The organism is Bradyrhizobium sp. GCM10028915 (assembly GCF_042666195.1).
GTDB lineage: Bacteria > Pseudomonadota > Alphaproteobacteria > Rhizobiales > Xanthobacteraceae > Bradyrhizobium > Bradyrhizobium canariense_D.
In genome coordinates, this window is sequence record NZ_JBHTFN010000007.1 from 1 (window position 1) to 13,911 (window position 13,911).

General features: G+C 64.6%; 14 protein-coding genes and 1 tRNA gene. 11 read left to right on the forward strand and 4 right to left on the reverse strand.

The genetic code is table 11. From position 1 onward, the window contains the following. Positions 1–113: 113 nt before the first annotated feature. Positions 114–203: transfer RNA gene (locus ACFQX9_RS05310), tRNA-Ser, on the reverse strand. A gap of 418 nt (positions 204–621) precedes the next feature. Next, positions 622–1,761: an ROK family protein gene (locus tag ACFQX9_RS05315; RefSeq protein ID WP_018459864.1), complete on the reverse strand. Its 1,140-nt coding sequence runs from the start codon at positions 1,759–1,761 to the stop codon at positions 622–624. A gap of 333 nt (positions 1,762–2,094) precedes the next feature. Between ACFQX9_RS05315 and rplU the strand changes: the two genes are divergently transcribed. The 3 genes from rplU to ACFQX9_RS05330 all read left to right on the forward strand — a co-directional run bounded on the left by rplU (position 2,095) and on the right by ACFQX9_RS05330 (position 3,599). Further along, entirely contained in the window at positions 2,095–2,484 is a 390-nt protein-coding gene (rplU, locus tag ACFQX9_RS05320; RefSeq protein WP_007598925.1) for a 50S ribosomal protein L21, read from the forward strand. A 96-nt stretch (positions 2,485–2,580) separates the two neighbouring features. After that, positions 2,581–2,850: a 50S ribosomal protein L27 gene (gene rpmA, locus ACFQX9_RS05325; protein WP_018459863.1), complete on the forward strand. Its 270-nt coding sequence runs from the start codon at positions 2,581–2,583 to the stop codon at positions 2,848–2,850. A 155-nt stretch (positions 2,851–3,005) separates the two neighbouring features. Then, positions 3,006–3,599, forward strand: a complete 594-nt coding sequence (locus ACFQX9_RS05330) for a GNAT family N-acetyltransferase (RefSeq protein ID WP_377787015.1) — start codon at positions 3,006–3,008, stop codon at positions 3,597–3,599. Between the two features lie 63 nt (positions 3,600–3,662). On the opposite strand, the gene ACFQX9_RS05335 is transcribed toward ACFQX9_RS05330, so the two are convergent. After that, the gene (locus tag ACFQX9_RS05335; protein WP_377787018.1) at positions 3,663–4,577 is read right to left on the reverse strand and encodes a DMT family transporter; all 915 of its coding nucleotides are present in this window, start codon (positions 4,575–4,577) and stop codon (positions 3,663–3,665) included. Between the two features lie 127 nt (positions 4,578–4,704). Between ACFQX9_RS05335 and ACFQX9_RS05340 the strand changes: the two genes are divergently transcribed. From ACFQX9_RS05340 to ACFQX9_RS05350, 3 genes are all read left to right on the forward strand, one after another. Next, entirely contained in the window at positions 4,705–5,184 is a 480-nt protein-coding gene (locus ACFQX9_RS05340; RefSeq protein ID WP_377787021.1) for a MaoC family dehydratase, read from the forward strand. Between the two features lie 102 nt (positions 5,185–5,286). Then, positions 5,287–6,327: a GTPase ObgE gene (gene obgE, locus ACFQX9_RS05345; RefSeq protein ID WP_027566428.1), complete on the forward strand. Its 1,041-nt coding sequence runs from the start codon at positions 5,287–5,289 to the stop codon at positions 6,325–6,327. A 131-nt stretch (positions 6,328–6,458) separates the two neighbouring features. Further along, positions 6,459–8,093 carry an alkaline phosphatase family protein gene (locus ACFQX9_RS05350; protein WP_377787024.1) on the forward strand — a complete coding sequence of 545 codons (1,635 nt, stop codon included), beginning with the start codon at positions 6,459–6,461 and terminating at the stop codon, positions 8,091–8,093. 138 nt (positions 8,094–8,231) lie between these two features. Here ACFQX9_RS05350 and ACFQX9_RS05355 read toward each other — a convergent pair whose 3' ends face one another. After that, complete coding sequence (locus ACFQX9_RS05355; protein WP_018459857.1) at positions 8,232–9,197, reverse strand: Bug family tripartite tricarboxylate transporter substrate binding protein; 966 nt, start codon at positions 9,195–9,197, stop codon at positions 8,232–8,234. Positions 9,198–9,395: 198 nt separating this feature from the next. Between ACFQX9_RS05355 and proB the strand changes: the two genes are divergently transcribed. The 5 genes from proB (at position 9,396) to rlmH (ending at position 13,879) form a co-directional block, all read left to right on the forward strand. Beyond that, positions 9,396–10,517 (forward strand): glutamate 5-kinase, encoded by a 1,122-nt coding sequence (proB, locus tag ACFQX9_RS05360; protein ID WP_377787028.1) that lies wholly within the window; start codon positions 9,396–9,398, stop codon positions 10,515–10,517. 227 nt (positions 10,518–10,744) lie between these two features. Further along, on the forward strand, positions 10,745–12,040 hold the full coding sequence (locus ACFQX9_RS05365; protein WP_085348679.1) for a glutamate-5-semialdehyde dehydrogenase: 1,296 nt from the start codon (positions 10,745–10,747) through the stop codon (positions 12,038–12,040). A gap of 20 nt (positions 12,041–12,060) precedes the next feature. Further along, positions 12,061–12,705: a nicotinate-nucleotide adenylyltransferase gene (locus ACFQX9_RS05370; protein ID WP_085348680.1), complete on the forward strand. Its 645-nt coding sequence runs from the start codon at positions 12,061–12,063 to the stop codon at positions 12,703–12,705. Between the two features lie 238 nt (positions 12,706–12,943). Then, positions 12,944–13,300, forward strand: coding sequence for a ribosome silencing factor (gene rsfS / locus ACFQX9_RS05375; protein WP_007598906.1), 357 nt, complete (start codon positions 12,944–12,946; stop codon positions 13,298–13,300). A 96-nt stretch (positions 13,301–13,396) separates the two neighbouring features. Then, positions 13,397–13,879 (forward strand): 23S rRNA (pseudouridine(1915)-N(3))-methyltransferase RlmH, encoded by a 483-nt coding sequence (gene rlmH, locus ACFQX9_RS05380; protein WP_085348681.1) that lies wholly within the window; start codon positions 13,397–13,399, stop codon positions 13,877–13,879. The last annotated feature ends 32 nt before the right edge of the window (positions 13,880–13,911 follow it).

Below are 13,911 nucleotides of genomic sequence, written 5' to 3' on the forward strand. Positions count from 1 at the left end.
GACCTGGAGCAGAAAACCCTGCAACCTCTCGACAACCCGTTCGGCACGAGGCTGTCACCCATGTCTTAGGTACGTTCCGTTACCCATGTCTTCGGGCCGGACACGGATGATGTTGGCGGAGAGGGAGGGATTCGAACCCCCGATAGGCTTGCACCTATGCCGCATTTCGAGTGCGGTGCATTCGACCACTCTGCCACCTCTCCTGAAGGCGCCAAGTAAGGAGCATGGCCCCTGTGGTTCGGGCGTTAATAGGCGAGGATGGCGGGCCAGACAAGGCTTGCGAGGGCGAAAATCGGGCCGGTTTTCCGGCTGGACCCACGAGTCACGGTGATGATCGGGGGCGATCGCGGATTTCGGCGGCGGTTTGCGCGGGAATGGGCCTGAGCCGTTCGCCACTGACCCGGCGCGAGCCCGATGCGGCACGTCGGTGCCGAAACACTGGTACCCGCAAAAGGCGGGGTGGGACCGCCAGACGCGGTAAACACTGGCGGTCCCGGTGCCGCTCATTGAAATACTGGCTGGGAAGGGCGGCTTCGCCGGCCAGGTGAGGCGACGGTTTCGACCGTAGCGTGCGGGCGGTGCACCGCAACGCAATCCGGTCCTTAACCTAACCAGTCAAGGTTACTCCTTGTCGGACTTGGCCTTTTTCTTCCCGTTCTCCGTAGAATCGCGGTCTTTGTCTTTGTCCTTGCCGTTGTCCTTGCGGCGGTTGGTGAAGCGGGCATTGCCGAGGCCGGTGCCGATGGTGAGCACGCCCCAGCGATCGACGTCCTGCATGAACGGCACCTCGGAGAGGCCCTGAACCACGCCGTCATTGTGCATCAGGATCGCGGTGTCGTGCTCGCCGATCTGCGGAATGCCCTCGAGCAGGCTCGCCGGCAGGTTGAACTTGCTGCTCTCCCAATTGCCCGGCAGGTTCTGTGCGCCTTTCTCGATGGAGCCGTCCGCGTTGATCACGCCGGGACAGGCGATGCCGATGAACGGCGCCAGCTTGTAGCCTTCCTTCTCGGCCTCGGTGATCAGCCCCTTCAGCATCTTCGTCAGCCGCTTCACCGCGCCTTCGCGCGTCGGCTCGTCGTCGGCATGACGCCACAGCTCGGACTTCACGACCTTGGCTTTCGACAGGTCTTTTGCCTTTTTCCAGCTGGTCTCAACCAGGCCGCAGCGGATGTTGGTGCCGCCGATATCGACGGCGAGGATGCTGTCATGGGCCTCGAAGATCCACGACGGCGCCAAATGCAGCGCGCCGATCAGGCCGGCCTCGTCGGGATGATGGCGGATCGGCAGCATGTCGATCTTGAAGCCCTCGGCGATGAGGATAATCTCGGTGCGCGCGATCGCGAGCTCGCCGAGCCGGGAATCGCGAAAACCGCCGCCGACCACGATGCGCTCGGTCTTGGCCCAGGCCTTGGACTTGAGGAAGCGGCGGGTGACGTAAGCGAGCTCCTGGGCGAAGTCCTCGATGGCGCTATGCACCACCGCCCAGGCCTCGGTGTCATCGCCGACCAGGATGGCGTCCAGCGTCTTCTTGCTGATCTCGTCCGACGGCTCCTTGCCGAACGGGTCCTCGCCGGACTTGCGCAGCGGCTTGCGCCAGCGCTCGAGGATCTCCCTGAACGCGCCCTTGCTGGCGCGGTCGCCGATGAAGCCGTCCTCGTCCTTCATCTCGATGTTGAAGCTGTCGATATCCACCGACGGCAGCCGCTCGGCGCCGTGATGGGCGATGCCCGTCGTCGTCTTGACCAGCTCGTCTGTTGCCATGGTAAGCCCCTTGCCCGTGTGACCGAATTCGCCGGGACAACGGCGGGGGAACCTGTTGGTTGCGGCGCGGTCCGAAATTCGCCTGCGGGCCGGATCGGGCCCAAATGCTTCAAATCCGGGCCGTTTTCGCCGGCTTTTCCTTGACTCCCGGGGATCAGCGGCTATAAATCCCGCAACCGGCGCGGGGCGTTTCTCGCGCCGCTTGTTTTTGCGTGGGTTTTCAAAGGGATAACTCCCGCCCGCACAAAACTCGCATAAACCCATAACGACTGACAAAAAGCCGGCCCCGACAATATGTCGCGAGGCCGGGAATGAACACGAAGGAAAACAACGATGTTCGCAGTCATCAAAACCGGCGGCCGGCAGTACCGCGTCGTTCCGGATGATGTCCTGGAAGTAGGCAAGATCGAAGGCGAAGTCGGCTCGATCGTGCAGCTCAATGAAGTTCTCCTGGTCGGCGGCGACACGCCGATCCTGGGTCTGCCCACGGTCGCGGGCGCCTCCGTCGCGGTCGAGGTGCTCGACCACAAGCGCGGTCCCAAGGTCATCGCTTTCAAGAAGCGCCGCCGCAAGAACTCGCGCCGCAAGCGCGGCTATCGCGACGAGATCACGGTGCTGCGCATCTCGGAGATCCTGACGGACGGCGCCAAGCCCACCAAGGGGCCGCGTCCGAAGCGGGAGAAGGTCGTCAAGGAAACGACCACCGAAGAGGCCGCCGCATAATTGATCACGCGCCATCACGAATTGATGCGTGAGAAATTGTGAAATGATTCCGTCAAGGAATTGATCTAGAAATACTCAGGATTTCGGAGACGAGCCATGGCTCACAAAAAAGCAGGCGGTTCATCGCGCAACGGTCGCGATTCCAAGGGCAAGCGCCTCGGTATCAAGGCGTTCGGCGGGGAAGTTGTGATTCCCGGCAACATCATTGCGCGTCAGCGCGGCACCACCTGGCATCCCGGCCTTAATGTCGGCATGGGCACGGACCACACCTTGTTCGCCAAGATCGAGGGTCGCGTAACGTTCCAGGCCAAAGCCAACGGCCGCACCTTCATCTCGGTGCTCCCGCTCGCAGAGGCGGCTGAATAGACGGTGGATCAAATTTGGAGTCCGCCGGGTCCCAGACCGAACCGGCGGAGTCCTTGAGATCACAGAGATCGAAGGCTCCAGGGGAGGCGGGAAACCGGCCTCCCCTTTCGTTTGCGTGCTCACTTTTCACTTTAGTGACTTCGACGGAGCCGGACATGTTGCAGGACTTTTCGAGCGTGACCTTGCGGGAGGCGAGACCCAGCGTCGTCGCCACCGAGCGGCTGACCTTGCGGCGGCCGACCCTCGCCGACGTCAGGACCATCGCCCTCCTCGCCAACGACCGTCGCGTCGCCGAAAACACCAGGCGCCTCCCGCATCCCTATTCGCAGGACGACGCCATCGCCTTCATCCGCGCCAGCGCCCTGCCCGGCGGCGAGACCGTGTTCTTGATCGAGCATGGCAGCGGCCCCATCGGCATGGTCGGCATCGACTGCTCCACGCCCCAGAATGCCGAGCTCGGCTATTGGCTCGGCGTCGAGCATTGGGGCCGGGGCTTTGCCACCGAGGCCGCGCGCGGCGCGATCGACTTCTTCTTCGAGGAGTTCGAGGACGATCATCTCTATGCAGGCGCGCGCGTCACCAACCCGGCCTCGCGCAACGTGCTGGAGAAGTGCGGCTTCCAGTGGAGCGGCGTCCAGCTGCATCGCTTCCTGGCGCTGGGCTCGTCCACGCCCGTCGACTGCTTCCGTCTCTCGCGCGGCGTGTGGGCGTCGCTGAAGAGCTGGAGCAGCGCGCGAAGGGTGAGATAGGCGGAGGCGGCTACGCTCTCCGCCGTCGTCCCGGCGAAGGCCGGGACGACACCGTGGTTGTGTTCACGCTGGCGGATTCACATCCGCGTCCCCGCGCCCCAGATCGCGCTCACGCAAATAAATATAGAACCCGGCGCCGATGATGATGGCGGCGCCGACGATGGTGGCGATTTTGGGCACGTCGCCGAACACGACGAAGCCGAAGATCACGGCCCAGACGATCATCGAATATTGATAGGGCACGACGACGCTGGCCGGCGCGAGCTTGAGCGATCGGTTGACGCAGAACAGCGCCGTGACCGAGACGCATCCCGCCAGCGCGAAGATCACGAGGCTGCCCGATGTCGGCGGCACCCAGTGGAACGCCGACAGCACCGCGCCCAGCAAGAACGTGCCGACGAATTGCGACGACGCCATCACGATATCGGGCGTCTTGCGCAGGCTGCGCGTGATCAACATCAGCGTTGCGAAAGAAAGACTGCCGCCAAGCGCGATCAGCGCCGGCAGGCTCACCGTCTGCGCCGAGGGCCGCAGCGCGATCAGGACGCCGCAGAAGCCGATCAGGATCGCCGTCCAGCGCCGCCAGCCGACCTTCTCGCCGAGAAAGATCGCCGACATCGCGGTGACGAAAATGGGCCCGGCGAGATAATAGGTGATGACGTCGGCGAGCGGCAGGTAGACCGTCGCAAGGAAGAAGGCCGCCACTTCCAGCGTCGACAGCACGACGCGAAAGAGCTGGAGGCCCGGCCGCTCCAGATGCAGGAACTGGTGACGCTGCCGCCAGACCAACGGCGACAGCAGCAGCAGCGCCGCGCAGGCGCGCAGGAACAGCAGCTGCCCCACCGAATAAGTCCCGACCAGGAACTTGCCCATGGCATCGCCAAACGAGAACATGAAGATCGACAGCACCATGAGCGCAATCCCGGCAAGGCGCGCCGAGCGTTCGTCATAGGCCGATAGATTCTTGAACAGGGGCATCGAGCGCCGTTGTAATGACGCAGGCCGTCACGACAAGCCCGCGTTGGACGAATTGAACGGATTGTCGCACTCTCCGCGTCGCGGTAGCGACAGGTGTCTCACAAGAGAGCCAGGAAAGAGCTTAGCCATGACCGACTTCGACCCGGCCCGGCATCGCATGATCCCCGCGCAACGCTGGTTTGAGGATTTCGTGGTCGGCGAGCGCTTCGTGCTGCCGAGCCGCACGCAGACCACGGCCGTGTTCGCGGCGTTCCAGACCGCGAGCGGCGACACCCATCCGGTGCATTACGATGTGGAGTATTGCCGCTGCCGCGGCATGCCGCATCTGCTCGCCCACGGTTTCCAGACGCTGATCCACACCGCACCCGGCGCCGGCCTGTTTCCGTTCATGGTCGAGGACTCCCTGGTCGGCTTCCTCGAGCAATCCAGCCGGTTCCTCAAACCTGTCTTCGCCGACGACACAATCTATCCCGCGCTCGAGGTCATTGAGCTGGTGCCGGGACGCTCGACCGGCGCGGTGACGCTCAAAAGCACCGTGTTCAACCAGCGCAAGGAGCTGGTGCTGGAGGGCACGCAGAAATTCCTGATCCGGCGCCGGCCCAACTAACGTCGTCCCCGGGGTTAAGCACGCCCCAAAATCGCGGAAATTCGGCCGATTTGCGGGTCTATCCGGGTTGCCGCGCGGGACCGGCTGGCCTACCTATGGCCCATGAAATTCCTAGACGAAGCAAAGGTCTATATCCGCTCCGGCGACGGCGGAAACGGCTGCGTGGCGTTCCGCCGCGAAAAATTCATTGAATTCGGCGGCCCCTCCGGCGGCAATGGCGGCCGCGGCGGCAATGTCATCATCGAGGTCGCCGACGGCCTGAACACGCTGATCGACTATCGCTACCAGCAGCACTTCAAGGCCCAGAAGGGCGAGAACGGCTCGGGCTCGGACCGCCATGGCGCCAACGGCAAGTCGATCGTGCTGAAGGTCCCCCTGGGCACGCAGATCTTCGATGAAGATCGCGAGACCATGATCCACGATTTCACCACTGTCGGCGAAAAATTCGTGCTGGCCGAAGGCGGCAATGGCGGCTTCGGCAACGCGCATTTCAAAACCTCGACCAACCGCGCGCCGCGCAATGCCAATCCCGGCCAGCCCGGCGAGGAGCGCTGGATCTGGCTGCGGTTGAAGTTGATCGCGGATGCCGGCCTCGTCGGCCTGCCGAATGCCGGCAAGTCGACCTTCCTCGCCAAGGTCAGCGCGGCCAAGCCGAAGATCGCCGACTATCCCTTCACCACGCTGCATCCGCAGCTCGGCGTCGTGAATGCCGACGGCCGCGAATTCGTGCTGGCGGACATTCCGGGCCTGATCGAAGGCGCGCATGAAGGCGTCGGTCTCGGCGACCGCTTCCTCGCCCATGTCGAGCGCTGCCGCGTGCTGCTTCATCTCATCGATGCGACCTGCGAACACGCCGGCAAGGCCTACAAGACGGTGCGAACGGAGCTGGACGCCTATGCCGGGCAGCTCACCGACAAGATCGAGATCGTCGCGCTGAACAAGATCGACGCGGTCGAGCCGGACGAGTTGAAGAAGCAGAAGGAGCGGCTGAAGCGCGCCGCCAAGAAGACGCCGCTGCTGCTCTCCGCCGTCACCGGTGACGGCGTGCAGGAAGCGCTGCGCGCTCTTGCGGATGTGATCGGCGAGAGCCCGGTGTCTGCGAAAGCGAAGAGCGCGGCCGAAGCGGAGCCGTGGTCGGTTTGATTTTTCGTCGTCCCGGCGAAGGCCAGGACGACGCTGGAATGTACGGCCGCAGACGCGTGCATCGCTAATAGCTTGTCTTCGCGCCCTCGATAGCGCAGCATCCCACAATCAAGAAACGGCAGGGATCACGCATGGCGCGCGCGAAGAACGTTCTCTGGATCATGTGCGACCAGCTTCGCTATGACTATCTCGGCTGCACCGGCCATCCCACGCTGAAGACACCGAACATCGACGCCATGGCGAAGCGCGGCGTGCTCTTCAGCAAGGCCTATGTGCAGTCGCCGATCTGCGGCCCCTCGCGGATGTCGTTCTACACCGGGCGCTACATGCGCTCGCACGGCTCGCACTGGAACGGCTGGCCGTTGCGGGTCGGCGAGCCCACCCTCGGCGATCACCTCAAGAAGCTCGGCGTGCGCAACGTGCTGGTCGGCAAGACCCACATGGCGCCCGATCTCGAAGGCATGAAGGCGCTCGGCATCCCGCCGGAATCGATGATCGGCGTGCACGTCGCCGAATGCGGGTTTGAGCCCTATGAGCGTGACGACGGCCTGCATCCCACGGGGCGGCCGCGTCCGAAATACGACGAATATCTGCGCCAGCAGGGCTTTGATGCGCCCAATCCCTGGGAGCATTGGGCCAATTCAGGCGCGGCCGAGGACGGCTCGCTCCAGAACGGCTGGCTGCTCGTGCATGCCGACAAGGCCGCGCGCGTGCCGGACGAGCATTCCGAGACGCCCTACATGACGCGACGCGCCATGGATTTCATCGGCGAGGCCGAGACCGACGGCAGGCCGTGGTGCCTGCATCTGTCCTACATCAAGCCGCACTGGCCCTACATCGCGCCCGAACCCTACGCCAGCATGTATTCGACATCGGACATGATCCCGGTGATCCGCTCCGAGCGCGAGCGGCAGAACCCGCATCCGGTGTTCGGCGCCTATATGGACATGCGCTACTCCCGCAACATGGCGCGCGACGATGCCCGCGAGAAGGTGATCCCGACCTATATGGGCCTGATCACCCAGATCGACGACCAGATGGGCGTGCTGATGAAGTTCCTGGAGGAGCGCGACCTGCTGGACACCACCATGATCGTGTTCACCTCCGATCACGGCGACTATCTCGGCGATCACTGGATGGGCGAGAAGGATCTGTTCCACGAGCAGTCGGCGAAGATCCCGCTCATCATCATCGATCCCTCGAAGGAGGCGGATGCGACGCGTGGCACGCGCAACGATGCGCTGGTCGAAGCCATCGATCTCGCGCCGACCTTCGTCGACTATTTCGGCGGCAAGGTGCCGGGCCATATCCTCGAGGGACGCTCGCTGCTGCCGCTGCTGCGCGGCGAGAGTCCGCCGGATTGGCGCAAGGTGGCGTTCTCCGAATACGACTATGTCATGCAGGACGTGCGGCTGAAGCTGAATCAGCCGATCGAACGCTGTCGCCTGTTCATGGTGTTCGACGGCCGCTGGAAATACATCCACGCCTCAGGCTTCCGCCCGATGCTGTACGACCTCGAAACCGATCCGGAAGAGTTTCTGGATCGCGGCGACGATCCCGAGTGCGCCGGCGTCATCGCTCGACTGCAGGCCGAGCTGTTCGACTGGGCGCTGCATCCCAACGACCACATCACGACGCCGCGCGAGAAGGTCGCCGCCTATGCCGACAACCAGCTCCAGGTGAAGGGCGGGATTTTGATCGGTGTTTGGGACGAAGCGGAGCTGGCGTCGATCAAGGACGGGATCGCGCAGCGCGCGAAGCTGTGAGTGAGCGGAAAGAGCCTCTCTCAGCTCGTCATGCCCGGGCTTGACCCGGGCATCCACGTCTTGCGTTAGGTGGCGGGTGCACGTGGATGGCCGGGACAAGCCCGGCCATGACGGCGGAGAGCGGAGCGCAAACAGAAACTAATTCTCGATCTTGTACCCCGTCGCCTTCACGACCGGCTGCCAGAACGCGGTGTTGGCGGCGAGCTCCTTGGTCAGACCTTCCGCGCTGCTGCCCACCGGGATCAAACCGATCGCGGTGAGCTTCTCCTTCACCTCGGGCTTGGCGAGCGCGGCGCTTGCGGCCGCGCCGAGCTTGCTTGCGAATTCCGGCGAGCTGCCGGCGGGAAGCCACATGCCGTACCAGGCGTCGGCGACGAGATCGATGCCGCTCTCTTTCAAGGTCGGCACCTCTGAGGCAAAGGGCGAACGTTCCGCGCTGCTCACCGCGATGATCTTCACGCCCTTGGCGCGATGCTGCGCAAGCGCGTCGGCCAGCGTGGTGATCCCGAACGGAACATGGCCGCCGACGAGGTCGTTGAGGATAGCTGCGCTGCCGCGATAGGGCACGCGGCTCAAGGGAATGCCGAGGTCCTTCTCCAGCTTCGAGCCCATGAAATGCGGAATGGTGCCGCTGCTGGGTACGCCGAACGAGGTCCTATCCGGATGTGCCTTCAGCCAGGCCGCGAACGACTTGAAATCCACAGCGTCGACCGCCGGGCTGATCACCAGCGCAAATTCAAAGCGCGCCAGCAGCGAGACCGGGACGAAATCCTTTGCAGCATCGAAGCTCGGAATCGTCTCGACCATCGGCAGCAGGTACATCGTGGGTCCGGTCGTCACCAGCACCATGCTGCCGTCGGGGCTTCCCCCCTTCACCGCCTTGATGCCGATCAGGCCGTCACCGCCGGTGCGGTTCTCGACCACGATGGTCCGCTGCAGTGCCGGCGCCATCTCCTGCGCGATCAGCCGGCACAGCGTGTCGCCGCCCGCGCCGGCCGCGAACGGGAAGATGATCTTGGTGAGCCCAGCCTGTGCGCGCGTCGCTCCCACCTGCGCCAGCAGCGGCAGGCTCAGACACCGGACCATGAATTTGCGGCGATCCATGGGTTTCCTCCACCGTTATGGTTGGCAGCATGAGAGCCGGACGGCCGCCCGGGGCAACCCGGCGTTCATCCTTTAGCATGCCGGCGCCTTGCGCGGGCCATCGTCCTGCTGCAAAAGCAGGGCCTTAGCGGCGCCGCTTGTTTGCTCCGCCGTTCCATAGCTTGAGCAATCCGCCACACGCGCCAGCACATAAAACACATGACCAGCCCCGAACTCAGTCAATTCCGCCGCATCGTCGTCAAGGTCGGCTCCGCGCTGCTGGTCGATTCCGACAAGGGCGAGGTGCGTGCGTCCTGGCTTGCCGCTCTCGCCGACGACATGGCCAAGCTGCATCGCGGGGGACGTGACGTGCTCGTCGTTTCCTCCGGCTCGATCGCCCTCGGCCGCAGCCGCCTGAAATTGCCGCGCGGCCCGCTGAAGCTGGAGGAGAGTCAGGCAGCCGCCGCCGTCGGTCAGATCGCGCTCGCCCGCATCTGGTCGGAGGTGCTTGGCGCCCACGGCATCGGCGCCGGCCAGATTCTGGTGACGCTGCAGGACACCGAGGAGCGCCGCCGCTATCTCAACGCGCGCTCCACTATCGGCAAGCTGCTGGAGTGGCGCGCGATCCCCGTGATCAACGAGAACGACACGGTCGCCACCAACGAGATCCGCTACGGCGACAACGACCGCCTCGCCGCGCGCGTCGCCACGATGGCGAGCGCCGACCTGCTGGTGCTGCTGTCCGACATCGACGGGCTCTACGACGCCCCGCCGAAGAACAACCCGAACGCCAAGCTCATTCCCGTCGTCGACAGCATCTCCTCCGAGATCGAGGCTGTGGCAGGCGACGCCGAGTCCGAGCTGTCGCGCGGCGGCATGCGCACCAAGGTCGAAGCCGCCAAGATCGCGACCACCGGCGGCACGCATATGCTGATCGCCTCGGGCAAGATCGAGCATCCGTTGCAGGCGATCGCCGATGGCGGCCGCTGCACCTGGTTCCTGACGCCGGCCAATCCCATCACCTCGCGAAAACGCTGGATCGCGGGCTCGCTTGAGCCGAAGGGTACGCTGACGATCGACGCCGGCGCGGTCGCGGCCCTGCGCGCCGGCGCCAGCCTGCTGCCGGCCGGCGTGATCAAGGTCGAGGGCCAGTTCGCCCGCGGCGACGCCGTGATCGTGCGCGGCCCCGACACCAGCGAGGTCGGCCGCGGCCTGATCGCCTACGACGCCGACGATGCCGAGCGGATCAAGGGCCGCTCCTCCCCGGATGTCATGGCCATCCTCGGCATCAGCGGGCGGTCCGAGATGATCCACCGGGATGATCTGGTGGTGGGCGGGTAAGGGCCGACAGACACCCAAACCGTCATGCCCGGGCTTATCGCGGGCATCCACGTTCTTTCTTGCTGGCGGCAAGGTGTGGATGGCCGGGACAAGCCCGGCCACGACGTCGGAGCTGGGCCAGTGGCCGAGGTGGCACAACACCGGGAGACCAGCCATACCCGCCCCGCCCTTCGCAAAAGCGGGATTTCCGTGCTAGGACACTGCCTTAGCAGAAGGTTGAAACTCCCATGGCCGCCCCCCTCAAAGCCGTCGACGGCAATGCCGATCTTCAGGCGCTGATGACCGATCTCGGTACCCGTGCCCGCGCTGCCGCGCGCGTGCTGGCGCTGGCGCCGCCGGAGCAGAAGAACCGGGCGCTCGAGGCCATGGCGCGGGCGATCCGCAACAATTCAGCTGCGATCCTCGCCGCCAATGCCGAGGACGTCACCGAGGCCCGCGCCTCCGGCAACGCCACCTCGTCCTTCATCGACCGCCTGACGCTGACGCCGGCGCGGGTGGAGGGCATGGCCGAGGGCATCGGCATCGTGCGCGGCATTGCCGATCCCGTCGGCATCGTCACCGAGAGCTGGCAACGGCCGAACGGCATGACCATCGAGCGCGTGCGCGTGCCGCTCGGCGTCGTCGGCGTGATCTTCGAGAGCCGGCCGAACGTTGCGGCGGACGCCGGCGTGCTGTGCCTGAAGTCGGGCAATGCCGTGATCCTCCGCGGCGGCTCCGACAGTTTCCGCTCCTGCCGCGCGATCCATGACTGCCTGGTGCAGGGCCTGCGCGAAGCGGGCCTTCCCGAGGCTGCCATCACGCTGGTGCCGACGCGCGACCGCGCGGCGGTAGGCCAGATGCTGTCGGGATTGAATGGCGCCATCGACGTGATCGTGCCGCGCGGAGGCAAGAGCCTCGTCGCGCGCGTCGAGCAGGAAGCGCGCGTGCCGGTGTTCGCGCATCTCGAAGGCGTCAACCACATTTACGTCGACGGCAGCGCCGACCTCGCCATGGCGAAATCGATCGTGCTCAACGCCAAGATGCGCCGCACCGGCGTCTGCGGCGCCGCCGAGACGCTGCTGGTCGATCGCGCCGCAGCCGGTAAAAACCTCAAGCCGCTGGTTGAGATGCTAATCGAGGCCGGCTGCGAAGTGCGTGGCGACGACGCCGTGCAAAAGATCGATGCGCGCGTCAAACCCGCGAGCGCGGACGATTGGGACACCGAATATCTCGATGCGATCATCGCAGCGAAGGTGGTGGACGGCGTCGACGGCGCGATCGCGCATATCCAGAACCACGGCTCGCACCATACCGATGCGATCGTGAGCGCCGATGAGACCGCTGCGAAAAAATTCCTGAGCGAGGTCGATTCCGCGATCGTGCTGCACAACGCCTCGACGCAGTTCGCCGACGGCGGCGAGTTCGGCTTCGGCGCCGAGATCGGCATCGCCACCGGCAGATTCCATGCCCGCGGCCCGGTTGGCGCCGAGCAGCTGACGAGCTTCAAATATCGCGTTCACGGCACCGGGCAGACGCGGCCGTAGACGACGCAGGGCGCGGGGCATTGAGCAACAATTTCGTCGCGCCACGTTTCTTCGCGCAGGCCATACCGACCCATACCTCGGGCATGCGCATCGGCCTGCTCGGCGGCTCGTTCAACCCGCCGCACCAGGCCCATCGCGCGATCAGCCAGTTCGCGCTGAAACGACTCCAGCTCGATCGCGTGTGGTGGCTGGTGACGCCAGGCAATCCGCTGAAGGAGAACGGCGCGCTGCATGAGCTCGGCGCGCGCATGCAGGCGGCGCGCGAAATGGCCGACGATCCCAGGATCGAGGTGAGCTGTCTCGAATCCGTCATTCGCACGCGCTATACCATCGATACGATCAACACCTTGCGCCGCCGCCTCTCGGGCTTGCGCTTTGTCTGGATCATGGGCGCCGACAACCTCGCTCAATTCCATCGTTGGCAGCACTGGCGGCGCATCGCCGACCAGGTGCCGATCGCGGTCATCGACCGTCCGCCGCAGAGTTTTCGCGCCCTCGCCTCTCCCGCCGCCCAGGCGCTCAGGCGCTATCGGATGCCGGAGAATGAGGCGCCATTGCTTGCGGATCGGGCCGCCCCGGCCTGGGTATTCCTGACCGGAATGAAGCTGAATCTCTCGTCGACCGGCTTACGGAACCCGGACGGAAGCTGGAAAGGTACGAAGTGAGTCAGATTGTGCGAACGCCATGCGGTCTTCGGGCTCTCTGGCATATTGAAACCCTTAACCCCACATGATGTAGTGTAACCAGTGGGCGCCGGATTCGGCGTTCGCGATACAGTGAAAGGAATGGTCCCTGACCACATCTGTATTGTCCAAGACAGCCTCACCCAAGACGGCTTCACCGAAGTCTGTTTTACCCAAGGTTGCCAAGCCGACGCGTAAAACATCGACCAAAGCTGCGGCCTTGAAGGCGCAACCCGACGCCGACAAGACGCTGAGCCTGATCCTCTCCCGCCTCGACGACATGAAGGCGGAAGAGACTGTGACCATCGACCTTCGCGGCAAATCGGCCTACTCCGACTACATGATCGTCACCACCGGCCGGGTGAACCGGCATGTCGGCGCGATCGCGGAGAACGTCGCCAAAGGCCTCAAGGAAAACGGCATCAAGAACATCCACGTCGAGGGCTTGCCCAATTGCGACTGGGTGCTGATCGATTCCGGCGATGTGATCGTGCACGTGTTCAGACCCGAGGTCCGCGAGTTCTACAGTCTCGAGAGATTGTACACGCAGGGCCCAGGGGCGGCGAAGGCGATCTGAGAGGCTGCTGGCCGATTTCGAATCGGCTGACGCGCATGCTAGCGTCGTGCGCGCGCAGATCGCGCGCGGTCCAGAAAACGCGACCCTGAACATATCATGCGCATAGCCGTCATTGCGGTGGGCCGGCTGAAGCAGGGCCCCGAACGGGAGCTTGCCGAGCGCTATTTCGAGCGGTTCGACGAGGCCGGCCGCAAGCTCGGATTCCGCGAGCTCGCCATCCACGAATTGCCCGAAAGCCGCGCGCGCGATACGGCGACGCGGATGGCCGAAGAGGCCGCGGCGATCTCCGCCCATATTCCCGAAAAGTCGGTCCTGGTGGCGCTGGACGAGCGCGGCCAGAATCTGGATTCGACCGTATTCGCACGGCATCTCGGGCGCTGGCGCGACGAGGGTGCCGGTCATACTATCTTCATGATCGGAGGGGCGGACGGACTTTCGCCCGAATTGCGCCGTAAGGCCAAGCTCGCGATCGCGTTCGGCTCTGCGACCTGGCCGCATCAAATGGTCCGCGTCATGCTTCTGGAACAGCTTTATCGGGCCGCCACCATTCTGGCGGGCCACCCCTATCACCGCGCGTGATCCGCGCCACAACGAGCACCTTTGCTTAAAGC